The sequence below is a fragment of the Halotia branconii CENA392 genome (assembly GCF_029953635.1).
GTDB lineage: Bacteria > Cyanobacteriota > Cyanobacteriia > Cyanobacteriales > Nostocaceae > Halotia > Halotia branconii.
The window spans coordinates 2,406,072-2,423,282 of the sequence record NZ_CP124543.1; the positions used below are offsets into that span (position 1 = coordinate 2,406,072).

General features: G+C 40.3%; 18 protein-coding genes and 1 pseudogene. 6 read left to right on the top strand and 13 right to left on the bottom strand.

Going from position 1 to position 17,211, the window contains the following annotated elements:
• Positions 1–2: 2 nt before the first annotated feature.
• Together QI031_RS10655 and QI031_RS10660 are read left to right on the top strand one after the other, a co-directional pair.
• Positions 3–194, top strand: a complete 192-nt coding sequence (locus QI031_RS10655; RefSeq protein WP_281485139.1) for a hypothetical protein — start codon at positions 3–5, stop codon at positions 192–194.
• Positions 195–374: 180 nt separating this feature from the next.
• Positions 375–1,490, top strand: a complete 1,116-nt coding sequence (locus QI031_RS10660) for a hypothetical protein (RefSeq protein WP_281485140.1) — start codon at positions 375–377, stop codon at positions 1,488–1,490.
• An 11-nt stretch (positions 1,491–1,501) separates the two neighbouring features.
• Here QI031_RS10660 and QI031_RS10665 read toward each other — a convergent pair whose 3' ends face one another.
• The 7 genes and pseudogenes from QI031_RS10665 to QI031_RS10695 all read right to left on the bottom strand — a co-directional run bounded on the left by QI031_RS10665 (position 1,502) and on the right by QI031_RS10695 (position 5,134).
• The gene (locus tag QI031_RS10665) at positions 1,502–1,813 is read right to left on the bottom strand and encodes a type II toxin-antitoxin system VapC family toxin (RefSeq protein WP_343217869.1); all 312 of its coding nucleotides are present in this window, start codon (positions 1,811–1,813) and stop codon (positions 1,502–1,504) included.
• A gap of 82 nt (positions 1,814–1,895) precedes the next feature.
• Positions 1,896–2,159, bottom strand: a complete 264-nt coding sequence (locus QI031_RS10670) for a hypothetical protein (protein WP_281485141.1) — start codon at positions 2,157–2,159, stop codon at positions 1,896–1,898.
• Positions 2,160–2,198: 39 nt separating this feature from the next.
• A pseudogene (locus tag QI031_RS10675) lies at positions 2,199–2,600 on the bottom strand (type II toxin-antitoxin system VapC family toxin).
• Between the two features lie 15 nt (positions 2,601–2,615).
• Positions 2,616–2,864, bottom strand: coding sequence for a hypothetical protein (locus QI031_RS10680; protein ID WP_281485142.1), 249 nt, complete (start codon positions 2,862–2,864; stop codon positions 2,616–2,618).
• Between the two features lie 253 nt (positions 2,865–3,117).
• Complete coding sequence (locus tag QI031_RS10685) at positions 3,118–4,032, bottom strand: GUN4 domain-containing protein (protein WP_281485143.1); 915 nt, start codon at positions 4,030–4,032, stop codon at positions 3,118–3,120.
• A 347-nt stretch (positions 4,033–4,379) separates the two neighbouring features.
• Entirely contained in the window at positions 4,380–4,784 is a 405-nt protein-coding gene (locus tag QI031_RS10690; RefSeq protein WP_281485144.1) for a hypothetical protein, read from the bottom strand.
• 8 nt (positions 4,785–4,792) lie between these two features.
• Positions 4,793–5,134 carry a hypothetical protein gene (locus QI031_RS10695; RefSeq protein WP_281485145.1) on the bottom strand — a complete coding sequence of 114 codons (342 nt, stop codon included), beginning with the start codon at positions 5,132–5,134 and terminating at the stop codon, positions 4,793–4,795.
• 229 nt (positions 5,135–5,363) lie between these two features.
• Here QI031_RS10695 and QI031_RS10700 point away from each other — a divergent pair, with 229 nt between their 5' ends.
• From QI031_RS10700 to fabD, 4 genes are all read left to right on the top strand, one after another.
• Positions 5,364–6,845 (top strand): leucyl aminopeptidase, encoded by a 1,482-nt coding sequence (locus tag QI031_RS10700; protein WP_281485146.1) that lies wholly within the window; start codon positions 5,364–5,366, stop codon positions 6,843–6,845.
• A gap of 248 nt (positions 6,846–7,093) precedes the next feature.
• Entirely contained in the window at positions 7,094–8,119 is a 1,026-nt protein-coding gene (gene plsX / locus QI031_RS10705) for a phosphate acyltransferase PlsX (RefSeq protein WP_281485147.1), read from the top strand.
• Between the two features lie 162 nt (positions 8,120–8,281).
• The gene (locus QI031_RS10710) at positions 8,282–9,274 is read left to right on the top strand and encodes a beta-ketoacyl-ACP synthase 3 (protein ID WP_281485148.1); all 993 of its coding nucleotides are present in this window, start codon (positions 8,282–8,284) and stop codon (positions 9,272–9,274) included.
• A gap of 125 nt (positions 9,275–9,399) precedes the next feature.
• The gene (gene fabD / locus QI031_RS10715) at positions 9,400–10,281 is read left to right on the top strand and encodes an ACP S-malonyltransferase (protein ID WP_281485149.1); all 882 of its coding nucleotides are present in this window, start codon (positions 9,400–9,402) and stop codon (positions 10,279–10,281) included.
• A 167-nt stretch (positions 10,282–10,448) separates the two neighbouring features.
• Here the strand turns inward: fabD and QI031_RS10720 are convergent, their stop codons facing one another.
• From QI031_RS10720 to QI031_RS10745, 6 genes are all read right to left on the bottom strand, one after another.
• Entirely contained in the window at positions 10,449–11,657 is a 1,209-nt protein-coding gene (locus QI031_RS10720) for a ScyD/ScyE family protein (protein ID WP_281485150.1), read from the bottom strand.
• 415 nt (positions 11,658–12,072) lie between these two features.
• Positions 12,073–13,830, bottom strand: coding sequence for a serine/threonine protein kinase (locus tag QI031_RS10725; RefSeq protein ID WP_281485151.1), 1,758 nt, complete (start codon positions 13,828–13,830; stop codon positions 12,073–12,075).
• Positions 13,831–13,960: 130 nt separating this feature from the next.
• A complete protein-coding gene (locus QI031_RS10730; protein ID WP_281485152.1) occupies positions 13,961–14,572 on the bottom strand; it encodes a Uma2 family endonuclease in 612 nt (203 codons plus the stop codon).
• A gap of 116 nt (positions 14,573–14,688) precedes the next feature.
• Positions 14,689–16,179: a protein kinase domain-containing protein gene (locus QI031_RS10735; protein WP_281485153.1), complete on the bottom strand. Its 1,491-nt coding sequence runs from the start codon at positions 16,177–16,179 to the stop codon at positions 14,689–14,691.
• A 36-nt stretch (positions 16,180–16,215) separates the two neighbouring features.
• Positions 16,216–16,761 carry a GIY-YIG nuclease family protein gene (locus QI031_RS10740; protein WP_281485154.1) on the bottom strand — a complete coding sequence of 182 codons (546 nt, stop codon included), beginning with the start codon at positions 16,759–16,761 and terminating at the stop codon, positions 16,216–16,218.
• 84 nt (positions 16,762–16,845) lie between these two features.
• Positions 16,846–17,169, bottom strand: coding sequence for a hypothetical protein (locus QI031_RS10745; RefSeq protein ID WP_281485155.1), 324 nt, complete (start codon positions 17,167–17,169; stop codon positions 16,846–16,848).
• Positions 17,170–17,211: the final 42 nt, after the last annotated feature.

Sequence of the window (17,211 nt, forward strand, 5' to 3'; positions counted from 1 at the left end):
GAATGAAGAACAACTCAAACAAGTCAGCAATTTTATTGCTTTCTTCAAATTTCGTAGCTGACATCCTAACTGAAAATATAGATACAAACGAAATAACTAATCTCTACAGTGAATTTGGTGAGGAAGATCAAAGGCTTGCTGAAGAACAATTAGATGAATACGCTAAACTGCTTAAGCAAGAAAATCAAGAATGACTAAGTAATTACTATCCTCTTTTTGGTGTTGCATAAATGCGGGATGATTTTTATCACGCAGAGAGAATTAGGAGTATTCCTGTTTCCTATTTCTTTTTAAATTTGTGCTTGTTGGAAGATGTCAAGCCCCTCAAACTTTCGCTAAATATAAAGAGAGGCTTTACAGGATGATGTCAAACAATGGCAGACAAACCCCAACAAAAAATAGAGACGAAGCAATCAACTAATTCAGATCCAGCAGATAAGCCATCTGTGTTAGAGTCTTTTGCCCAAACTGGCAAAATTTTTGTAGATCTAGCCGTTGGGATGGGAACTGCTGCTGCAAAACAAACACACAAATTAATTGAGCAAACAACTCAAACCGCCGGGAATGTAGTCAATGGTTTGAGTGAAAATTGGTTGATTCGTAAACTATCTGGAGTATTAAATCTAAATTGGCTAGTCGGTGCTAGTGATAGCGTTGATTTAGAAAAAGCAACAGTAACAGCGAACAAACTTAAACAAGAACATCCTCATGAATCGCCGAGTCAGATTGCACACCGGATCATGGTTGATAAAGCAACTAAAGCAGGTGGAATTGGTTTAGCAAGTAGTATTTTGCCAGGAGTAGCAGCGGCTTTGTTAGCTATTGATTTAGCAGCCACTACGAAATTGCAGACAGAAATGCTTTATGAGATTGCCGCAGTTTATGGGCTAGATTTAAAAGATTCTGCCCGTAAAGGCGAAGTTTTGGCAATTTTTGGTTTAGCCTTGGGTGGTGGTAGGCTTTTGAAAGTAGCAGGATTAGGCTTGCTGCGAAATGTACCTTTTGCTGGAGCTGCGATCGCCGCTAGTTCAAATGCGACAATGATCTATTCGTTGGGGTATGCTGCTTGTCGATTTTATGAAGCCAAGTTAGATGAATCAACTTCTCTCAATTCCTCACAAACACTGGCAAAATTAAAGCAACAAAGCGAAGATTATCTAGAAACAGCGATTGCTCAAGAAACTGTGATGGATCAGATATTAGTTCACATGATTCTAGCAAGTCATCCCGAAAAAACTTGGGAAGAAATTCTACCAGAATTAAAAACTGTTAATCTCAGTCCTGCCTCGTTGGATGCCATTGCTGCAAATATTAAATCACCCCAGCCTTTAGATACACTGCTCAGTCAACTAAATCGTGATTTTGCCGTACCTTTGTTAGCTCAATGCCGCAAAATTGCTCAACTTGACAATAAAACTACACCCATTGAACAAGAAATTATGACTGCGATCGCTACTAAGTTTAACCTTGATACGAATGGGGAATACTGAAATAACGGCGTTTAGGAATTGCTTTGACTCCAATCTTCAATTTCTAAGCCTTCAATTTTCACGAAATCTCTGTGATTATTAGTCACAATAACCAAATCGTTAATAATAGCAATTCCTGCAATTAGAATATCGATATCGTCTACTGGTGTCCCCTTCTTTCTCAACTGGGTATAAATGTCACCAGAAATCGTTGTAGATTCTGTAGTCAGAGGTAAGACTGTATTGTATGAAACAAATTCTAAAAAAGATGTTAGTTGTTTCTGTGCATCACGGTGCTTCAATCCGCTAACTATTTCGTAATAAGTGATAATACTAATGTTGATTTAGTCATATTCTTTAATATACGCATTAAAGTTTTCAATCACCAGAGGTTGATTGCGGAAAAATAAAGATAAAATATTAGTATCAATCAAAGCTGGTTTCATCGCTTCTTCTCTTTGAAAAAGCCTGTTGGCGACGTGTGATTATTTCTTCATTTAAATCAGCAAATGTTTCATCTGACATACCATTCCAGCAACCAGCAAACTGCATAATTTCTTCTGGTGTACTTTTAGATGCCTCCACACCAACTCGAAAATAATAAATAAAATTATATAGTTCCTCCAGCTTTTCTTCGGGAACGAGATTTATTTCTTTCAAGAGTTTTGTACGTATATTTGATGGTTTCATATAGTGCTTTTAGTGTGGAGTGCAATTAATAGGCGATCGCTATGATTGTTCAGTTAACCAGTTTTCTAATTGTAGCGCTGGAATATTGATAAAGTGACGAGTATTGTTAGTGACTAAAATATCTTCACGAGAACAGACTACCGCTGCGATGACTGCGTCTAACACACCAGTTGGTTTGCCTATTGGCTTTAACTCAGCTTGAATCTTGCCAAACTCCTCAGCCGCATTCTGGTCAAATTTTACTACTGTTAATAAACTACTAAATTGATTAATTCTACTAATATTTTCCTAAACTTTTTGAGAACAGTATGCTCCTTTGTAAAGTTCAGCTATCACTATTGTTGAAATATAACAATGGCTAAATTTTGAGTAAAACTGAGCTAAAATTTGAGGATTTTCATTGATGATGGCAATACAGATGTTGCTATCTAGAAGGTACACTAGCAATCACCCTATTTACGAATGTTGTCCATACAGTCTTTCCCACTCTAAATTCTCTTCTGTTTGTAATTCTTCCATAGTTTTCACAAAATCCTCTCTAGCTTCCCGATTATTTGATAAAAAATCCTGCATTTTTTTCAGTCTTTCTTGGTGGCTAATCGGCTGAATGACTTCAATCTCAATCATTATTTCCGTACCATCGGGTATATTGAGTTCTTCTGAAATCTCTATAATTTTGCCACGTTTGATACCTTTAATTTTCATACGTTGTCTCTTATGTAAATAATTATTTTGAGCTTTTTACATTTTACCCTGAACTTTCATTGGGGCATCTGCTAAATTTTGATATATTACAGATTCTCGACTTCTTTGAAAAGTCAAGGATCTAAATCGTGTGAAGTAAAACTTTTAACTTCCCCAACGGGATGGCCAAATAACAAATTTATGAAGCTCACTATAATTGTGAAAAAAGCGGTTTTAATAAATGTTAATCTTACAAAACCTTAGATGTTAAAGTTTACAAATCTCCACGCGAGAGAAGAACCCCCCTCAAACCAGCCCAACCCCATAACCAGCAGAAGCCACCATCGGGCAAGTGTCCTTCTGGTGCTGAGGTATTAAAGCTGACTTCTTCCGGATAGTTTATCCACCTTCCTTCCACTTTCCATCCCACGCGATCGCAAAACCTATCTTCAGCTTCTTCATGATATTTACCATCTGCCTTGCCACCGACGCTGAGATAAATTTTCTTTTGAACGCTGAAGCCAAAGCGGCCATTGCTATATTTTACCCAAAGTTGGTCAATGGTGCGTAAGTCAGTAGAGGGAAAATTTTGGATGGATTTGATATCAAGACAGCGTTGGTTTTCTCTACCAGATGCTTGGAGCATGACGACAGTGAAAGTTTCCTTATCCGCCTCTTCCCAATTGCCTGCTGCTAGCAAATTCCGCAATTGCCTGTAGTCTACTCCATTCTCAGAACTGAGGTCATCGGCTTGAACTTCTGTGATGGGCTTTTCTTGTGTAATTCCCCAAACTAGGTGATCTAGTGCTTCGTTATCATCTAACCTATTGCTAAAACTGACCCAATTTAGTTGTTTGAGAAAGTCTAAATCATGTGGAATTTCTTCAACTCCCGGTAGCAAGACGGGAATTACAGGAATATCTGCTTCTACAAGTTTACCAATGAGCGATCGCAATTCCATTATCTGCCATCTTCCCAATCCTTGAAGACCAATAAAGATAGCGGCGGATTTAACACTTTGAATCGCTTTTTGGATAACATCCTGAAATGGTTTTCCTGGTGGAATTTGTTCCTCATCTAACCACGGTTTTAGTCCACGCAGTTTTAGTTCACTGGCGATCGCTCTAACTTGTGCTTTATCCTGATTATTATGAGCTAGGAATACATCAAATTGCGATTGATTGGTCATTTACAAGCTTCTCCGGTATTCCTCCACACCCGCAATCATCACCAACGCACAAGCATACTGCTCTAAATTTTGCTTTCATGTTTCTAATAGTTACTAGTATATTCACTTAATGGCAGTGCAAAAGCAGAGATGCTATTTGCAATAACTACATATAGATTGCCGTAAGTTCCTGGTAAAAAGCAACTAAAGTGTTGATTTAAGTACCAAGCTCATGGAATTAGCATGATAAATGTCCCATGCCCCACCAAGACAAAAAATGTAGGTTGGGTTGAGCGCCAGCGAAACCCAACAAATTCTTAATGAATTGGTTCCCTATCTTTTTTTCCCCTACCTCTGCGAGTGAATCGTCAATCAAACCTGATTACTATATACTCAATAATTAATAACCGTAGATAGTTAAGTTTTTCTACATAAAGTTTCATCTGTGGAAATTGACTTTCTTCTGAGAAATACCAATCGGTAAAATAAGCAACATTAAATATATTATTTTTTGTTAGTTTTTTAATTAAATCTTGATAATTTTCTAAGTTATCATTAGCAATTACTTGAGATGCACATCCCTCAATATCAGTTGTAAAAATTTCTATTTCTCCTAATATGCTGAAATTTTTTGATTCTTCCCATAGACTTATTTGCCGTCTTTCTTCGCGTGTATTATTGTAATCAATTAACAACTGTTGCAACAGTTTATTAATGTAGCTTTTAGCAGTTTGAAAATTTAGAGAAATATTTGATGTTGTGAAATTTTGCATACAAATTATTAGTTTTCACCGTATGAAACAATCTTGCCATTTCTTTCAATTATAAATTCATTTCCTTTATTCCATCTATATGCTCCATCGCTAAGTATTTTCTTTCGAGCGCCTTTTTTAGTAAAATTATTTGCTTTTCTTAAATATCTTAAATAATTGTTGTTAAAATCATGTCTGTCAGCATGGTTAACAATGCTATTAGCTAAAGTTGGATAGGTGGCTTTATCCCAATTTTCCATAAGTACCTTCATTTCAGCAATCTCACCATCTGTATATCCGCTAAATAAAGTTTCTTCATAAGGATCTAGTTGTTGAGGCTGATTAGATTCGTCTTGGTTATTGGGATTCATCTCAAAGTGATTATAGTTAGTTTTTCTAAACTAATAACTAGTTTTAATCTACTTGCAGAGTCCCAAAAAACGAATCGCATTTTGTGGTGGAGTTCGCTTGACTTTTAAGACAGTCACTTCTCAATGCCCCATGCCCCATCCCCAATGCCCAATGCCCCATACCCCACACATGAAAAAAGAATTTTGAGCAATACTGGTACAAGCAGGAATACTTACACAAAATCCCAAAATGAAAATTCAACCTAGTGACAAGCCTTTGCTAGAGTGGTCAGGTGACAGCCTAGCAATTGCATTATTTGAAGATGCGGTAGAGTTAACTGGCGAATTGGCAACTTTAGATGAAAAATTTGCCGGAGTCTTAAAAGAACTAATTACCGAAGAGGAATTTAAAGCCAAAGCCAACAGCACTATTTCGACTCGCATAGGTGCTGGTAGTGCTGTTCGCAAAGTGATTATAGTAGGTTTGGGAAAACCAGAAGCTTTAAAACTAGATACGTTGCGACGGGCGGCGGCAGCCGTAGCTAGAGTTGCCAAAAAGCAAAAAAGCAAAACTTTGGGGTTTAATTTCCCATTATGGAACAATGACCCAGCGGCAACAGCCCAAGCGATCGCAGAAGGTGTAGAATTAGCACTTTACCAAGATATTCGCTTTAAGTCAGAACCAGAAGATAAAGGATCACAACTAGAAACCGTAGATTTACTAGGTTTTGCCGGACAAGAAGCAGCTATTACTCGCGCCAATCAAATTGTGTCAGGAGTAATTTTGGCTCGGCAGTTAGTAGCAGCACCAGCCAACGAAGTTACACCCGTTACTTTGGCAGAAACCGCCCAAGCGATCGCTAACGATCACGGTTTGCAAGTAGAAATTCTCGAACGGGAAGAGTGTGAAAAATTGGGTATGGGGGCTTTTTTGGGAGTTGCCCTAGCTTCTGATTTGCCTCCAAAATTTATTCATTTAACTTACAAACCTGATGGCACACCGAAAAAGAAACTAGCAATTATAGGTAAAGGTGTCACCTTCGACTCTGGCGGACTGAATATTAAAGGTGCTGGTAGCGGCATCGAAACCATGAAAATGGACATGGGTGGGGCAGCTGCAACCTTGGGTGCAGCTAAAGTAATTGGACAACTCAAGCCAGATGTAGAGGTTCACTTTATCTCGGCGGCGGCTGAGAACATGATTAGTGGACACGCCATGCACCCAGGCGACATCCTCAAAGCATCTAACGGCAAAACCATCGAAGTTAACAACACCGACGCTGAAGGACGGTTGACTTTAGCAGATGCTTTAGTATTTGCCGACAAAATGGGATTAGATGCGATCGTTGATTTAGCTACCTTGACTGGCGCTAACATCATAGCTCTAGGTGACGATATTGCTGGTTTATACACTCCAGATGATAATGTTGCTTCTCAATTAGAGAAAGCCGCTGAAATATCAGGCGAGAAAATTTGGCGGATGCCAATGGAAGAAAAGTATTTTGAAGGTTTAAAATCTGGCATAGCGGACATGAAAAATACAGGCCCGCGTCCAGGTGGTGCAATTACCGCAGCCCTTTTCCTCAAACAGTTTGTTAAAGAAACCCCTTGGGCGCACTTAGACATTGCCGGGCCAGTTTGGGTAGATAAAGAAAATGGCTACAACACCTCAGGCGCAACTGGCTACGGCGTTCGGACTCTAGTTAGCTGGGTGCTGAATCAAGGAGAGTAGGGGAGCAAGGGAAGAAGAAGCAGAGGGGCAGAGGGCAGTGAACAGTGAACAGTGAACAGTTAACAGTTAACAGTGACCAGTGAAAACTGATAACTGATAACTGATAACTGTCTATGCCCCATGCCCCATGCCCCATGCCCCATGCCCAATGCCCAATGCCCAATGCCCCATGCCCCACTTTTAAAAAGTTCCAGTTTTTCGGCAAAGCCATCTGGTAAAATTTGTAAGGTTTCTAGAAGCTTTAAGCAATGGGATCGACTTGCGTACGGATAGCAATTGACGCAATGGGAGGGGATCACGCACCCGGTGAAATCGTTGCTGGCGCACTGCGAGCAAAGGAAGAATTGGGTGTAAAAGTTTTGTTGGTGGGTGATCCCCAGCAAATTGAAGCTGCCTTGCCGCCAAAAATAAATTTGGAGCAGGTAGAGATCGTTCCTGCTGAGGATGCGATCGCAATGGATGAGGAGCCTTTGAATGCAGTTAGACGCAAACGCAAGGCTTCCATCAATGTGGCAATGGATTTGGTAAAAAATCAAAAAGCGGATGCTGTGTTTTCTGCTGGTCATTCTGGGGCAGCAATGGCATCTGCTTTACTTCGTCTGGGAAGATTGCCAGGAATTGACCGCCCAGCCATTGGCACAGTTTTTCCTACAATCATCGCTGGCAAACCAGTACTGATTCTCGATGTCGGAGCCAATGTAGACTGCCGTCCTAAATTTTTAGAGCAGTTTGCTGTCATGGGATCGATTTACAGTCAGTACGTCTTAGGTACACCTGAACCTAAAGTAGGTTTGTTGAATATTGGGGAAGAAGACACCAAGGGCAATGAGGTAGCACTGCGCGCTCACCAACTGCTGCGGGATAATTCTCAAATTACTTTTACAGGTAATGCCGAAGGGCGTGATGTGCTTTCCGGTCAATTTGATGTGATTGTCTGCGATGGCTTTGTGGGTAATGTGTTACTAAAATTTGCCGAAGCAGTCGGAGAAGTGATTTTGCAAATCTTGCGGGAAGAATTACCACAAGGATTGCGTGGTCAAATTGGTACGGCAATCTTAAAACCCAACCTGAAACGAGTTAAGCAGCGCATGGATCACGCAGAACATGGTGGTGCTTTGCTATTAGGCGTGGATGGAGTTTGTTTTATCGGTCATGGCAGTTCTCAAGCGCCTTCGATTTTTAATGCGATTCGCATGGCCAAAGAATCTGTAGACAATCAAGTACTGCAACGACTTCGTTCCCAATATGAAATCCTAAAGCAGGAAAGTAGTTAGCCATTAGTCATGAGTCATGAGTCATGAGTCATTTGTTAAAGACGAAGGGCAAATGACATAGACGCGCCAAAGGTCACTCCTGGAAAATGCCGAAAGTGAACTGTAGTCAGGACTAATGACAAAAGACAAATGACAAAAAGCTGATAGCTTGGGAGGTTAGGAGTGGAAAAATTAGGTGTAGCAATAACAGGAAGTGGCTCGGCTGTACCAGACACTTACTTAGATAACCAAGCGTTAACCGCATTGGTTGAGACATCAGATGATTGGATAACCACAAGAACAGGGATTCGTCAGCGGCGTTTAGCACTTCCGGTTGAGTCTCTTAGTTCCCTGGCGAGTGCTGCTAGCCATCAGGCGATCGCAGCTGCTGGTATCAAAGCAACTGACCTGGATTTAATTTTACTAGCAACATCCACACCTGACGACTTATTTGGTAGTGCTTGTCAAGTCCAAGCGCAATTAGGAGCAACCAAAGCAGTAGCGTTTGACTTGACCGCTGCCTGCTCAGGGTTCGTATTTGGGTTAGTAACGGCTGCCCAATACATCAGAACTGGAGTTTATCAAAATGTACTGTTGATAGGGGCAGATATCCTCTCCCGTTGGGTAGATTGGCAAGACCGACGTACTTGTGTATTGTTTGGCGATGGTGCGGGAGCAGTAGTACTGCAAGCTGACAAGAGCGATCGCTTGCTAGGATTTGCACTCAAAAGCGATGGTTCTCAAAATCATCAACTTAACCTTGCCTATACACCCTCTTGCCAAGAACTAATTCCAGGCATACATATTACTAAAGGTACTTATCAACCTATTAGCATGAACGGCAAAGAAGTTTACCGTTTTGCTGTCCAAAAAGTACCAGAGATTATTGATAAAGCTTTATTTCAAGCTAACCTCAAGGTTGACAAAATAGATTGGCTATTATTACATCAAGCCAATCAGCGAATTATTGAAGCTGTTGCTCAACGCCTAAATATTCCAGAACATAAAGTTATTAGTAATCTTGCCAATTATGGCAATACCTCTGCCGCTTCTATTCCTCTAGCTTTAGATGAAGCTGTACGGCAAGGTAAAATCAAACCCAATGACATCATTGCTGCATCCGGCTTTGGTGCTGGTTTAACTTGGGGCGCGGCAATTTTTCAATGGGGAAGATAGGAATTTGTCAGTAGTCAGTTGTTAGTTGTTTTTTCCACTGACCACTAACCACTGACCACTGACCACACTTCGACTACGCTCAGTGCATCGCTGACCACTGACCACTGACTACTGACTTTTAACCAATGACTAAAACTGCATGGGTGTTTCCCGGACAAGGTTCCCAAACATTGGGAATGGGAGTAGACTTATTAGATATACCAGTTGTTAAAGATAAGTTTGACCAAGCTGAAGCGATTTTAGGCTGGTCTGTCACAGAAATCTGCCAAAATGAAGAAGAAAAATTATCACAAACGCTCTATACGCAACCTAGTCTTTATGTCGTAGAAAGCATTCTTGCCGATATCATCCGAGAACGAGGATACCAGCCAGATTTAGTTGCTGGTCATAGTTTAGGAGAATATATTGCCCTTTATATTGCAGGTGTATTTGAGTGGTCAGCAGGGTTACACCTAGTTAAGCGCCGTGCTGAACTGATGGATAGCGCCACTGGTGGAATGATGGCGGCTTTAATGAACTTTGATCGTGAACAACTAGAAACAGCCATTACTCAAATACCTGATGTAGTATTGGCAAATGACAACAGTCCAGCTCAAGTCGTTATTTCTGGCACTCCAGAGGCTGTCCAAGAAGTAATGACCCAAGTCAAAGCCAAGCGTGCTATTCCTTTAAAAACATCGGGAGCATTTCATTCACCATTTATGGCAGCTGCTGCCGCAGAGTTTCAAGATATTCTAGAATCTGTGGAATTTCAGCCTGCTATTGTGCCAGTCTTATCTAACGTAGAACCAAGTCCATCCGTTGATGCCAAAATTTTAAAACAGCGCCTGTGTAAACAAATGACTGGTTCGGTACGTTGGCGAGAAATTTCTCTACAATTATCAGCCAGTGGTATTGAGCAAGTAATAGAAATTGGTCCCGGTAATGTGTTAACTGGTTTGATTAAACGTACTACCTCTAATTTAAGTTTAAAAAACGTCCGCAATGCTGCTGAATTACCGATTTAATTGTTTGGATTTTTGTTCTAATGAAGTTTTCGGACATAGGGCATAGGGCATAGGGAATGGGGCATGGGGCATGGGGAAGAAGTTACCAATGCCCAATGCCCCAAGTGGCGGGACGGCTATCCCTCTCTACCTATGAAGGGATGAAGTTTCCCGCCGCTTTCAATGAATTAAGCCATCTTGACTTTACCTTTTCGCAACAAAGTAACGCTCACAGCGCCAGCAAGCGCTAAGAAGCTGAAAGTGGAAGTAGACTCAGGAACAGACTTGGGATTCTCAATTTTAATAACTTGTCCAAGTCCAGGACGATCGCCTCGGTTTGTCACGTAAATAGCACCATCAGCACCAATCGTCAAAGCAGTAGGCGACTCTAATCCATTACCACTGAGGATGTTTGTACGAGTACCATCAGGTGCTATTTTAATTACCGAAGCATCTAGATTACCTTTCCAGAGTGACTGATTAGCATACTGCAAAGCATACAAGTTACCCTCAGTATCAAAAGCTAAGTCGGTAATTTGGGTAAAGCCATCGGCATAGACTGTTGGTTGACCATCAGAACCAACTCGATAGATTTTTGCTTCACCTTCAGGAAAAGGAAAACCAGTTAATTGGCTAATATAGTAAGCACCATCTGAACCTTTGGCAACATTTGTAGGTACTGCTTGGATTTCAAATGGTGATGACGATGCACCAGAGGGGAAGACTGGATTAGTTAATGTCTGCCGAGGAATTGTGGCGATCGCATTTAAATTACTTCCATCAGTACCAAAGCCCAGTAACGCATTCGCACCCGCATCAATTACAACAACTCTATTTCCGTCTAAGAGCAAAGAAAAAGGATTGCTAATTACATCACCTTTGTCTGGATTATTTACAAGTTCATAATTAGCTAAATCAGCGACACTAGTCCAGGAATTTGTATTGAAATTAGCAGTGATGATTTTTCCTAAGTCAGTGTTACCTAATGTGCCACGAAATGTGGGATTTGAACCATATCCAATTGCAATATAAGGCTTGCCACTGGCATCAAATTTAATATCTTGAGGCCCGGAAGTATCAGTACCATCTGGTAACGCTAAAGAAGGAAGTCCTGTAAGTATACGTTCTTGCGTACCATTTCCAATTTTTGTCACTGCACCAGTTGTGCCATAACATAAGGATTGGTCTTGGACACTTGGTGAAGGAACGCAAGCTCCACTTCCCCCTGTTCCTGCTTCTGTAACGTAGAGGCTGCCGTCAGGACCAAAAGTTAGTCCTCGTGCATTATCAAGACCATCGGCAATTACCGAAAACGATGCCGCCTCTGCTGCTTTCGTTCCTGTAAAAGCAGCAATACAAACACTCAAGAATGTAATTCCAAATAATTTTAGTTTCATTACACCTGTCCAAAAATTAAATTTAATCTTTGCAACACATGAATCGGCTGTAGGAACGTAGATATACGCCCCTTGTAGAAATGGATGTCTGATATGGAACTTTGCAAGACATCCGTTTAATGACTCTACTTTGCTTGAATCAAAAGTAAATGATGCATAAGAGTATATCTTAATGGAGGAACAAAATGGTTTATAATGCAGACATAATCAGCTTCATCGCTCTTTTTCTTTGTTAGTACTAAATTTGAGATCTATAAGGATGAGTTTAGATCAAAAAATTGGCGTTGCTGAGTAAGAATATGAATTGATCGGGCTACGCCCCGCTTCGCTAACACGCAGAGCCGCAGGGAATAAGAGTTGAGAAGACTAAATTTTTGAATTTCATATCATAATTTAGCAACGCCAAAAAATTCGACTAGCTGCACTGTTTCGCTGACGATGGCTTCACAAAATCATGTAAGTCTGCATCCCAAATACTGATGTAAATAAAATCACAGTTTTGACGCACAATTTGACCCTTGACTGAACCTTGCGTAAAACTAAAATCTTCTCTCTGGCGCTGTTGTATCTGTTGCAGTCCTTGCTGAATTTCTGGGGTGACTTGGCCATTTAACATTCCATTTAAGGTAGCTTGCATTACCTGTGAATCTACTGTTTGGGCAAAAGCAGCCTCGGTTTGACGTAGCACTCCAGATTGGCGGTCAAACAAGTAACCTAGATCAATTTTGTTGGGAACTAACTGATAAGTGACAGCACGAGTATTGCCCCACAAACCCCTTAAATCTTTCTTTGGCTTACCGAGAACGTCTTCTACTGTGCTTCTTGATGTGCCTGTGGAAAAGGCTGGAACGCTTTGCTTGTTTATTTTTTCTTTTTTTTTCTGTGGCGGCTGATTTTTTGGTGCTGGTTGGGGTACTGAGGTGATTGTAGGCGCGGGATCACCTGAAGTCATAGGTTTTTCGTTAGGCTGTGACGTTGTTATACCTGGGGAATTGGCATCTAATTGAGGGTTGTTGTCTGGTGAAGGGGCAGAAATGACTGGTTGCTGTGGTGATGCAGTAGGTGTAACCGCCATTGATGATGGTTGCGAATCAACAGGGGAATCAGTAGGTGCTGGAGATACTGCGGGAGTATCATCTTTAACGATAGATGTTTCAGACTGCTGTTGGCGAGTAAAGTTAGAAAGCGCTACCCCACCAATCAAACCACCTAATACCAAACCACCGATAATCCAAATTGGTTTTTGCCGATTTTTAGCAGGAGTTATTTGAGTTGGTAGTGTTTGTGCAGTCGCAGCAGGGCTAAGGCTGATTGTCGCAGCCGTGTTAGATGGTTGTTGAGCTATATCATTAGTAAATTTTAAAGCATCAAGCATTTTATTGGCAGTGCTGTAGCGATCGCCTGCTTGGGGTTTAATGGCTTGATTAATTACCATTGCTAGATTAGGGGAAATATAAGGCGCGTCATTCTGCCAAATAATCTCGCCTGTTTGCTGGTTAGTTTGTAATTCTGCTGGATGTTTACCAGTCAGTAAATAAATTGCTGTTAAACCTAAGCTATAAATATCGCTGGCGTAGACTGGTCTTCCTATAGCTTGTTCACTAGGCATATAACCAGGCGTACCAATCACGAGCGATCGCGTGGGATAATATGCAGAGCTGATTACTGAACGTATGGTTTCTTTGACTGCACCAAAATCAATCAAAACTGGCTTTTGATCAAAATCACGGAGAATAATGTTATCCGGCTTGATATCGCGGTGAATAATACCTTTGCTGTGGACATAATCTAATACTGATAGCAGACTCAAGAGAATTTCACGGACAGCAGTTTCGCTTTCATAGCCTTTGGCTGCCACAATCTTTGACAGAGTTTGACCGTGAATCCATTCTTGAACCAGATAAAACTGACCATTTTCCGAAAAGTAGGCATAAAGCTGAGGAATTTGATCGCTACTGTCGCCTAGATATTCTAGAGTTGCAGCTTCCCTTTCAAACCGCTGTTGAATGATTTGGTAAGTTTGAGGATCATCGGCTATGGGTTTGAGTTGCTTGATTACACAGCGACGACGAGAAGGCATGTGAGTATCTTCTGCTAGCAAGGTTTCACCAAACCCACCAGCACCGAGTACCTGAATAACTTGATAGCGATTGTTCAGTAGCGTTGTTGTCATGAAAATCTACAAGCGTGTGCCTTTTCCCAATGTACATCAGATACTTACTCAAACAACGATTCTGTATTGTGCGATCGCGCTATCTTAATAGATCTGTGACTTATTTCATCTTATCCAACAATCTACATTGTTATCTCATAAATATTTGTTCAACGGTCAAATTTAATTCAGGAAATGTTGGAGACTGAATTTTATCACTATCTCTAAACTGAGTCACTTGATATTCGCCATCAATCAGTTGATAAAGTGAAAAAGTAGGCTGTTTCGGATTGCCAATAAATTTTCTTGCCCCCAAGGCTGCATAATCAACCACCCAATATTCAGCAATACCCATTTCCTCATAGTCAGCAAGTTTCAAATAGTAATCATCTCGCCAGTTAGTACTAACAACTTCAACTACTAAAGGTATTGATGCACCATTTGTAAGAGTGGAAGATTTATCCCATAGAGGTTCTAAACTTAAAGCCTGATCATTGACAATCAATACATCTGGGAAATAACCTGATTCTCTTTCAGGTGGTTTAATTATTGCTTGATTGGGGATAAAGTAGGGAAGATTCAATCGGTCAAATTCTACAGATAACTTTCTTACCAAAAATCCTTTTATCTTTTCATGTTTACCTGTAGGCTGTGACATTTCCACAATTTCTCCATTGTACAATTCGTAGCGTATTCCAGAATTTTCAGGATACCAAGTAATAAACTCATCAAAAGTAACTATTTTGGGTAAAGCTTGGGTCATATAGCAATCCTAAATCATTTGTAAAAACCTTTGCTTATTCTTTCTCTGTGTTCTCTGCGTCTCTGCGGTTTGATTCTTATTTTGATTTGCCTTAATTATAGAAGCGTATTTATTCTCTATTTCTTAAAATATCTCAGATTATAAGTATTTTGATATTTAGCAATATCATCAACATTTTTTTGTTCTAGTTTTGAAAGTAACTTAGCAGGAAACTCTTTTGGTGAATATTTAGGGTTATACCAAGGTTGATTGTTAAAGTAATCTTGTAATCCAGGAGTATCAAAACGACGACCATGACGGGCAAAAATTGAGTTTCGCATTATATCCAATGTGAAACCATCTTTTCCATCTAAATCGGTATTTGTAACTCGCCTTGTAGAAAGCCAGAAATAATTATCTGATTGTGTTGAGTTATCAGTAGAAATTGGAGATTGGATAATTGGTTGGGGAGTTTCTATTACCTGAGATGGGACAGTTGGGGATGGAACTGAAGATGGGATAATCAACGGAGTCGTCACAGAAGGCGTGACAGTTGGCAACGCTATTGAAGGTGTGATATTTTGATCTGCTACAGGTTGAGAAGATTTTATTAATACCTGACTAATAATTACAGATGCACCAATTAACCCCCCTGCAATCAAACCGCCAATGAGTAGATTATTGCGATTATGAGCTGTAACATTAGCCGGGGAATTAACCGCAATAGTTGGTGGTGTAGGTACTACAGGTGTTGGGGTGGAAGGCTGCTGAATGTAATGTGGTTGCGTGGGTGGAATGGGATTTGCTATGCTCTGCAAAGCATCAAGCATGGCTCTAGCGCTAGGGTAGCGATCGCGTGGATGATAGGCGATCGCTTTATCGATAATTCCTGCTATCATCGGGTTGACATGACTGGCATACTGTCGCCACATAATTTCAGCAGTCTGCGGATCTGTTTCTAATTGTTGTGGCTGTTTTCCTGTAAGTAAATAAATTGCTGTTACGCCCAAACTATACAAATCACTAGAATAAATTGGTCTACCTGCGGCTTGTTCACTCGGCATATATCCAGGTGTACCAATTACAATCGAACTGGTAGGATTTCCTTGGGAATTGACTACTGTTCCCATAGATTCCCGCACCGCACCAAAATCAATTAATACTGATTTGCGATCGCGATCGCGCACAATAATATTGTCCGGTTTGATATCACGATGAACAATATGCTTTGAGTGGACATACTCCAAAACTGGTAACAAATTCACCAGTAATTCTGTAATTGCACTTTCACTAAATAAACCTTGCTTTTGTAGTTTTGCAGTCAGAGTATCGCCTTCAATCCACTCCTGAACTAAATAAAATTGTCCACCTGATGTAAAATAAGCATACAAGACGGGAATTTGGTCAGTAGATCCACCCAAATCTTCTAAAATTGCGGCTTCTCGTTGAAACCGTTCTTGTACCAGTTGATAAATTTGGGGATTGTTTTGAATTGGTCTGAGTTGTTTAACTACACAACGGCGTTTAGAGGGCATATAAGTATCTTCAGCGAGAAAGGTTTCACCGAATCCCCCAGCGCCTAGTGTGCGGATAACTTGATAGCGATCATTCAGTAGCTGTGTTGTCATAATCAGGTGATCAGCAATAGTTAGCCCACTATAACTTCACTTTAGATCTAGTAACCCTTCTTCTTTTAATTTAGGATTAAAGCGAATTTGTGTCTGTAAACCCCGCGCTTCTAGCGATGCGATAATTTCGGCTTCTACTCGTCGTGCCACATTTTTGATGATTTTGATTTGTGTTAATTCATCATTAGTTGGTTTTTGATAATTTGCTTGTTCTTCAGGTGTCATGACTTTTTTTGCATCTATCGGTTGCGTCCATGTTTCTTGGTTTTCTCCATTTCCTGAAGGGACACTACCATTTTCAGCAATCCACGCATTCTCAATACTTTCTAAAATCGTGCGACTGGGACGCTCAATAGTTTGAACTTTTACCCAATAACATTGTTGTGGTTGACGTACCAAATGCTGTCTGAGACTGAGATAAACATCGCGAGAATATCCCACAAATTGCAAAAGTTTTGCTTGATCAAATATGGCATATACTCCTATTTTTCCTTGAAACTGTTCAGGCAATTGACCGCTATCATCAATGTAAGCAACATATTCGAGTGTTGTTAAAGCAGGAATATTCGTTTCGGTGGTCATAGATAAAATCTAAAAATTGCTATTTACCAAGTACATGATTTCAACAGTTCGTATTAAACCTCTGCGTTGAAAAAGATTACTTTTTTAACTAACTTTTCTAAAAATTGTGCAAAGGCGACTGGGTCTGAAAATCTTCGCACTAAACATAAAATTTGGCGGGACGTTGATGATAGCGTACTGATCAGATTTATGATATTTTTCAAATTCTGCTGGCATTCCCTTGGGAGTAGTTAAGCTATAGGGAACTGGCTGAAAAAGTAGTTCGGTAAATTCTACTTTTTCACACTGCAACTGCTGACAAATTTGCTGGAGAAAAGATTCTCCTGTTAATAATTGAAATAGAATTGTTTGAGCTTGGGGTTCTAAAGTAAAACTACTATCAAAATTTTGGACAATTTTCAGAGGCATTTTGTTAAATATCGTAACAATAAGTAAAAAGGCAAAAGAGTA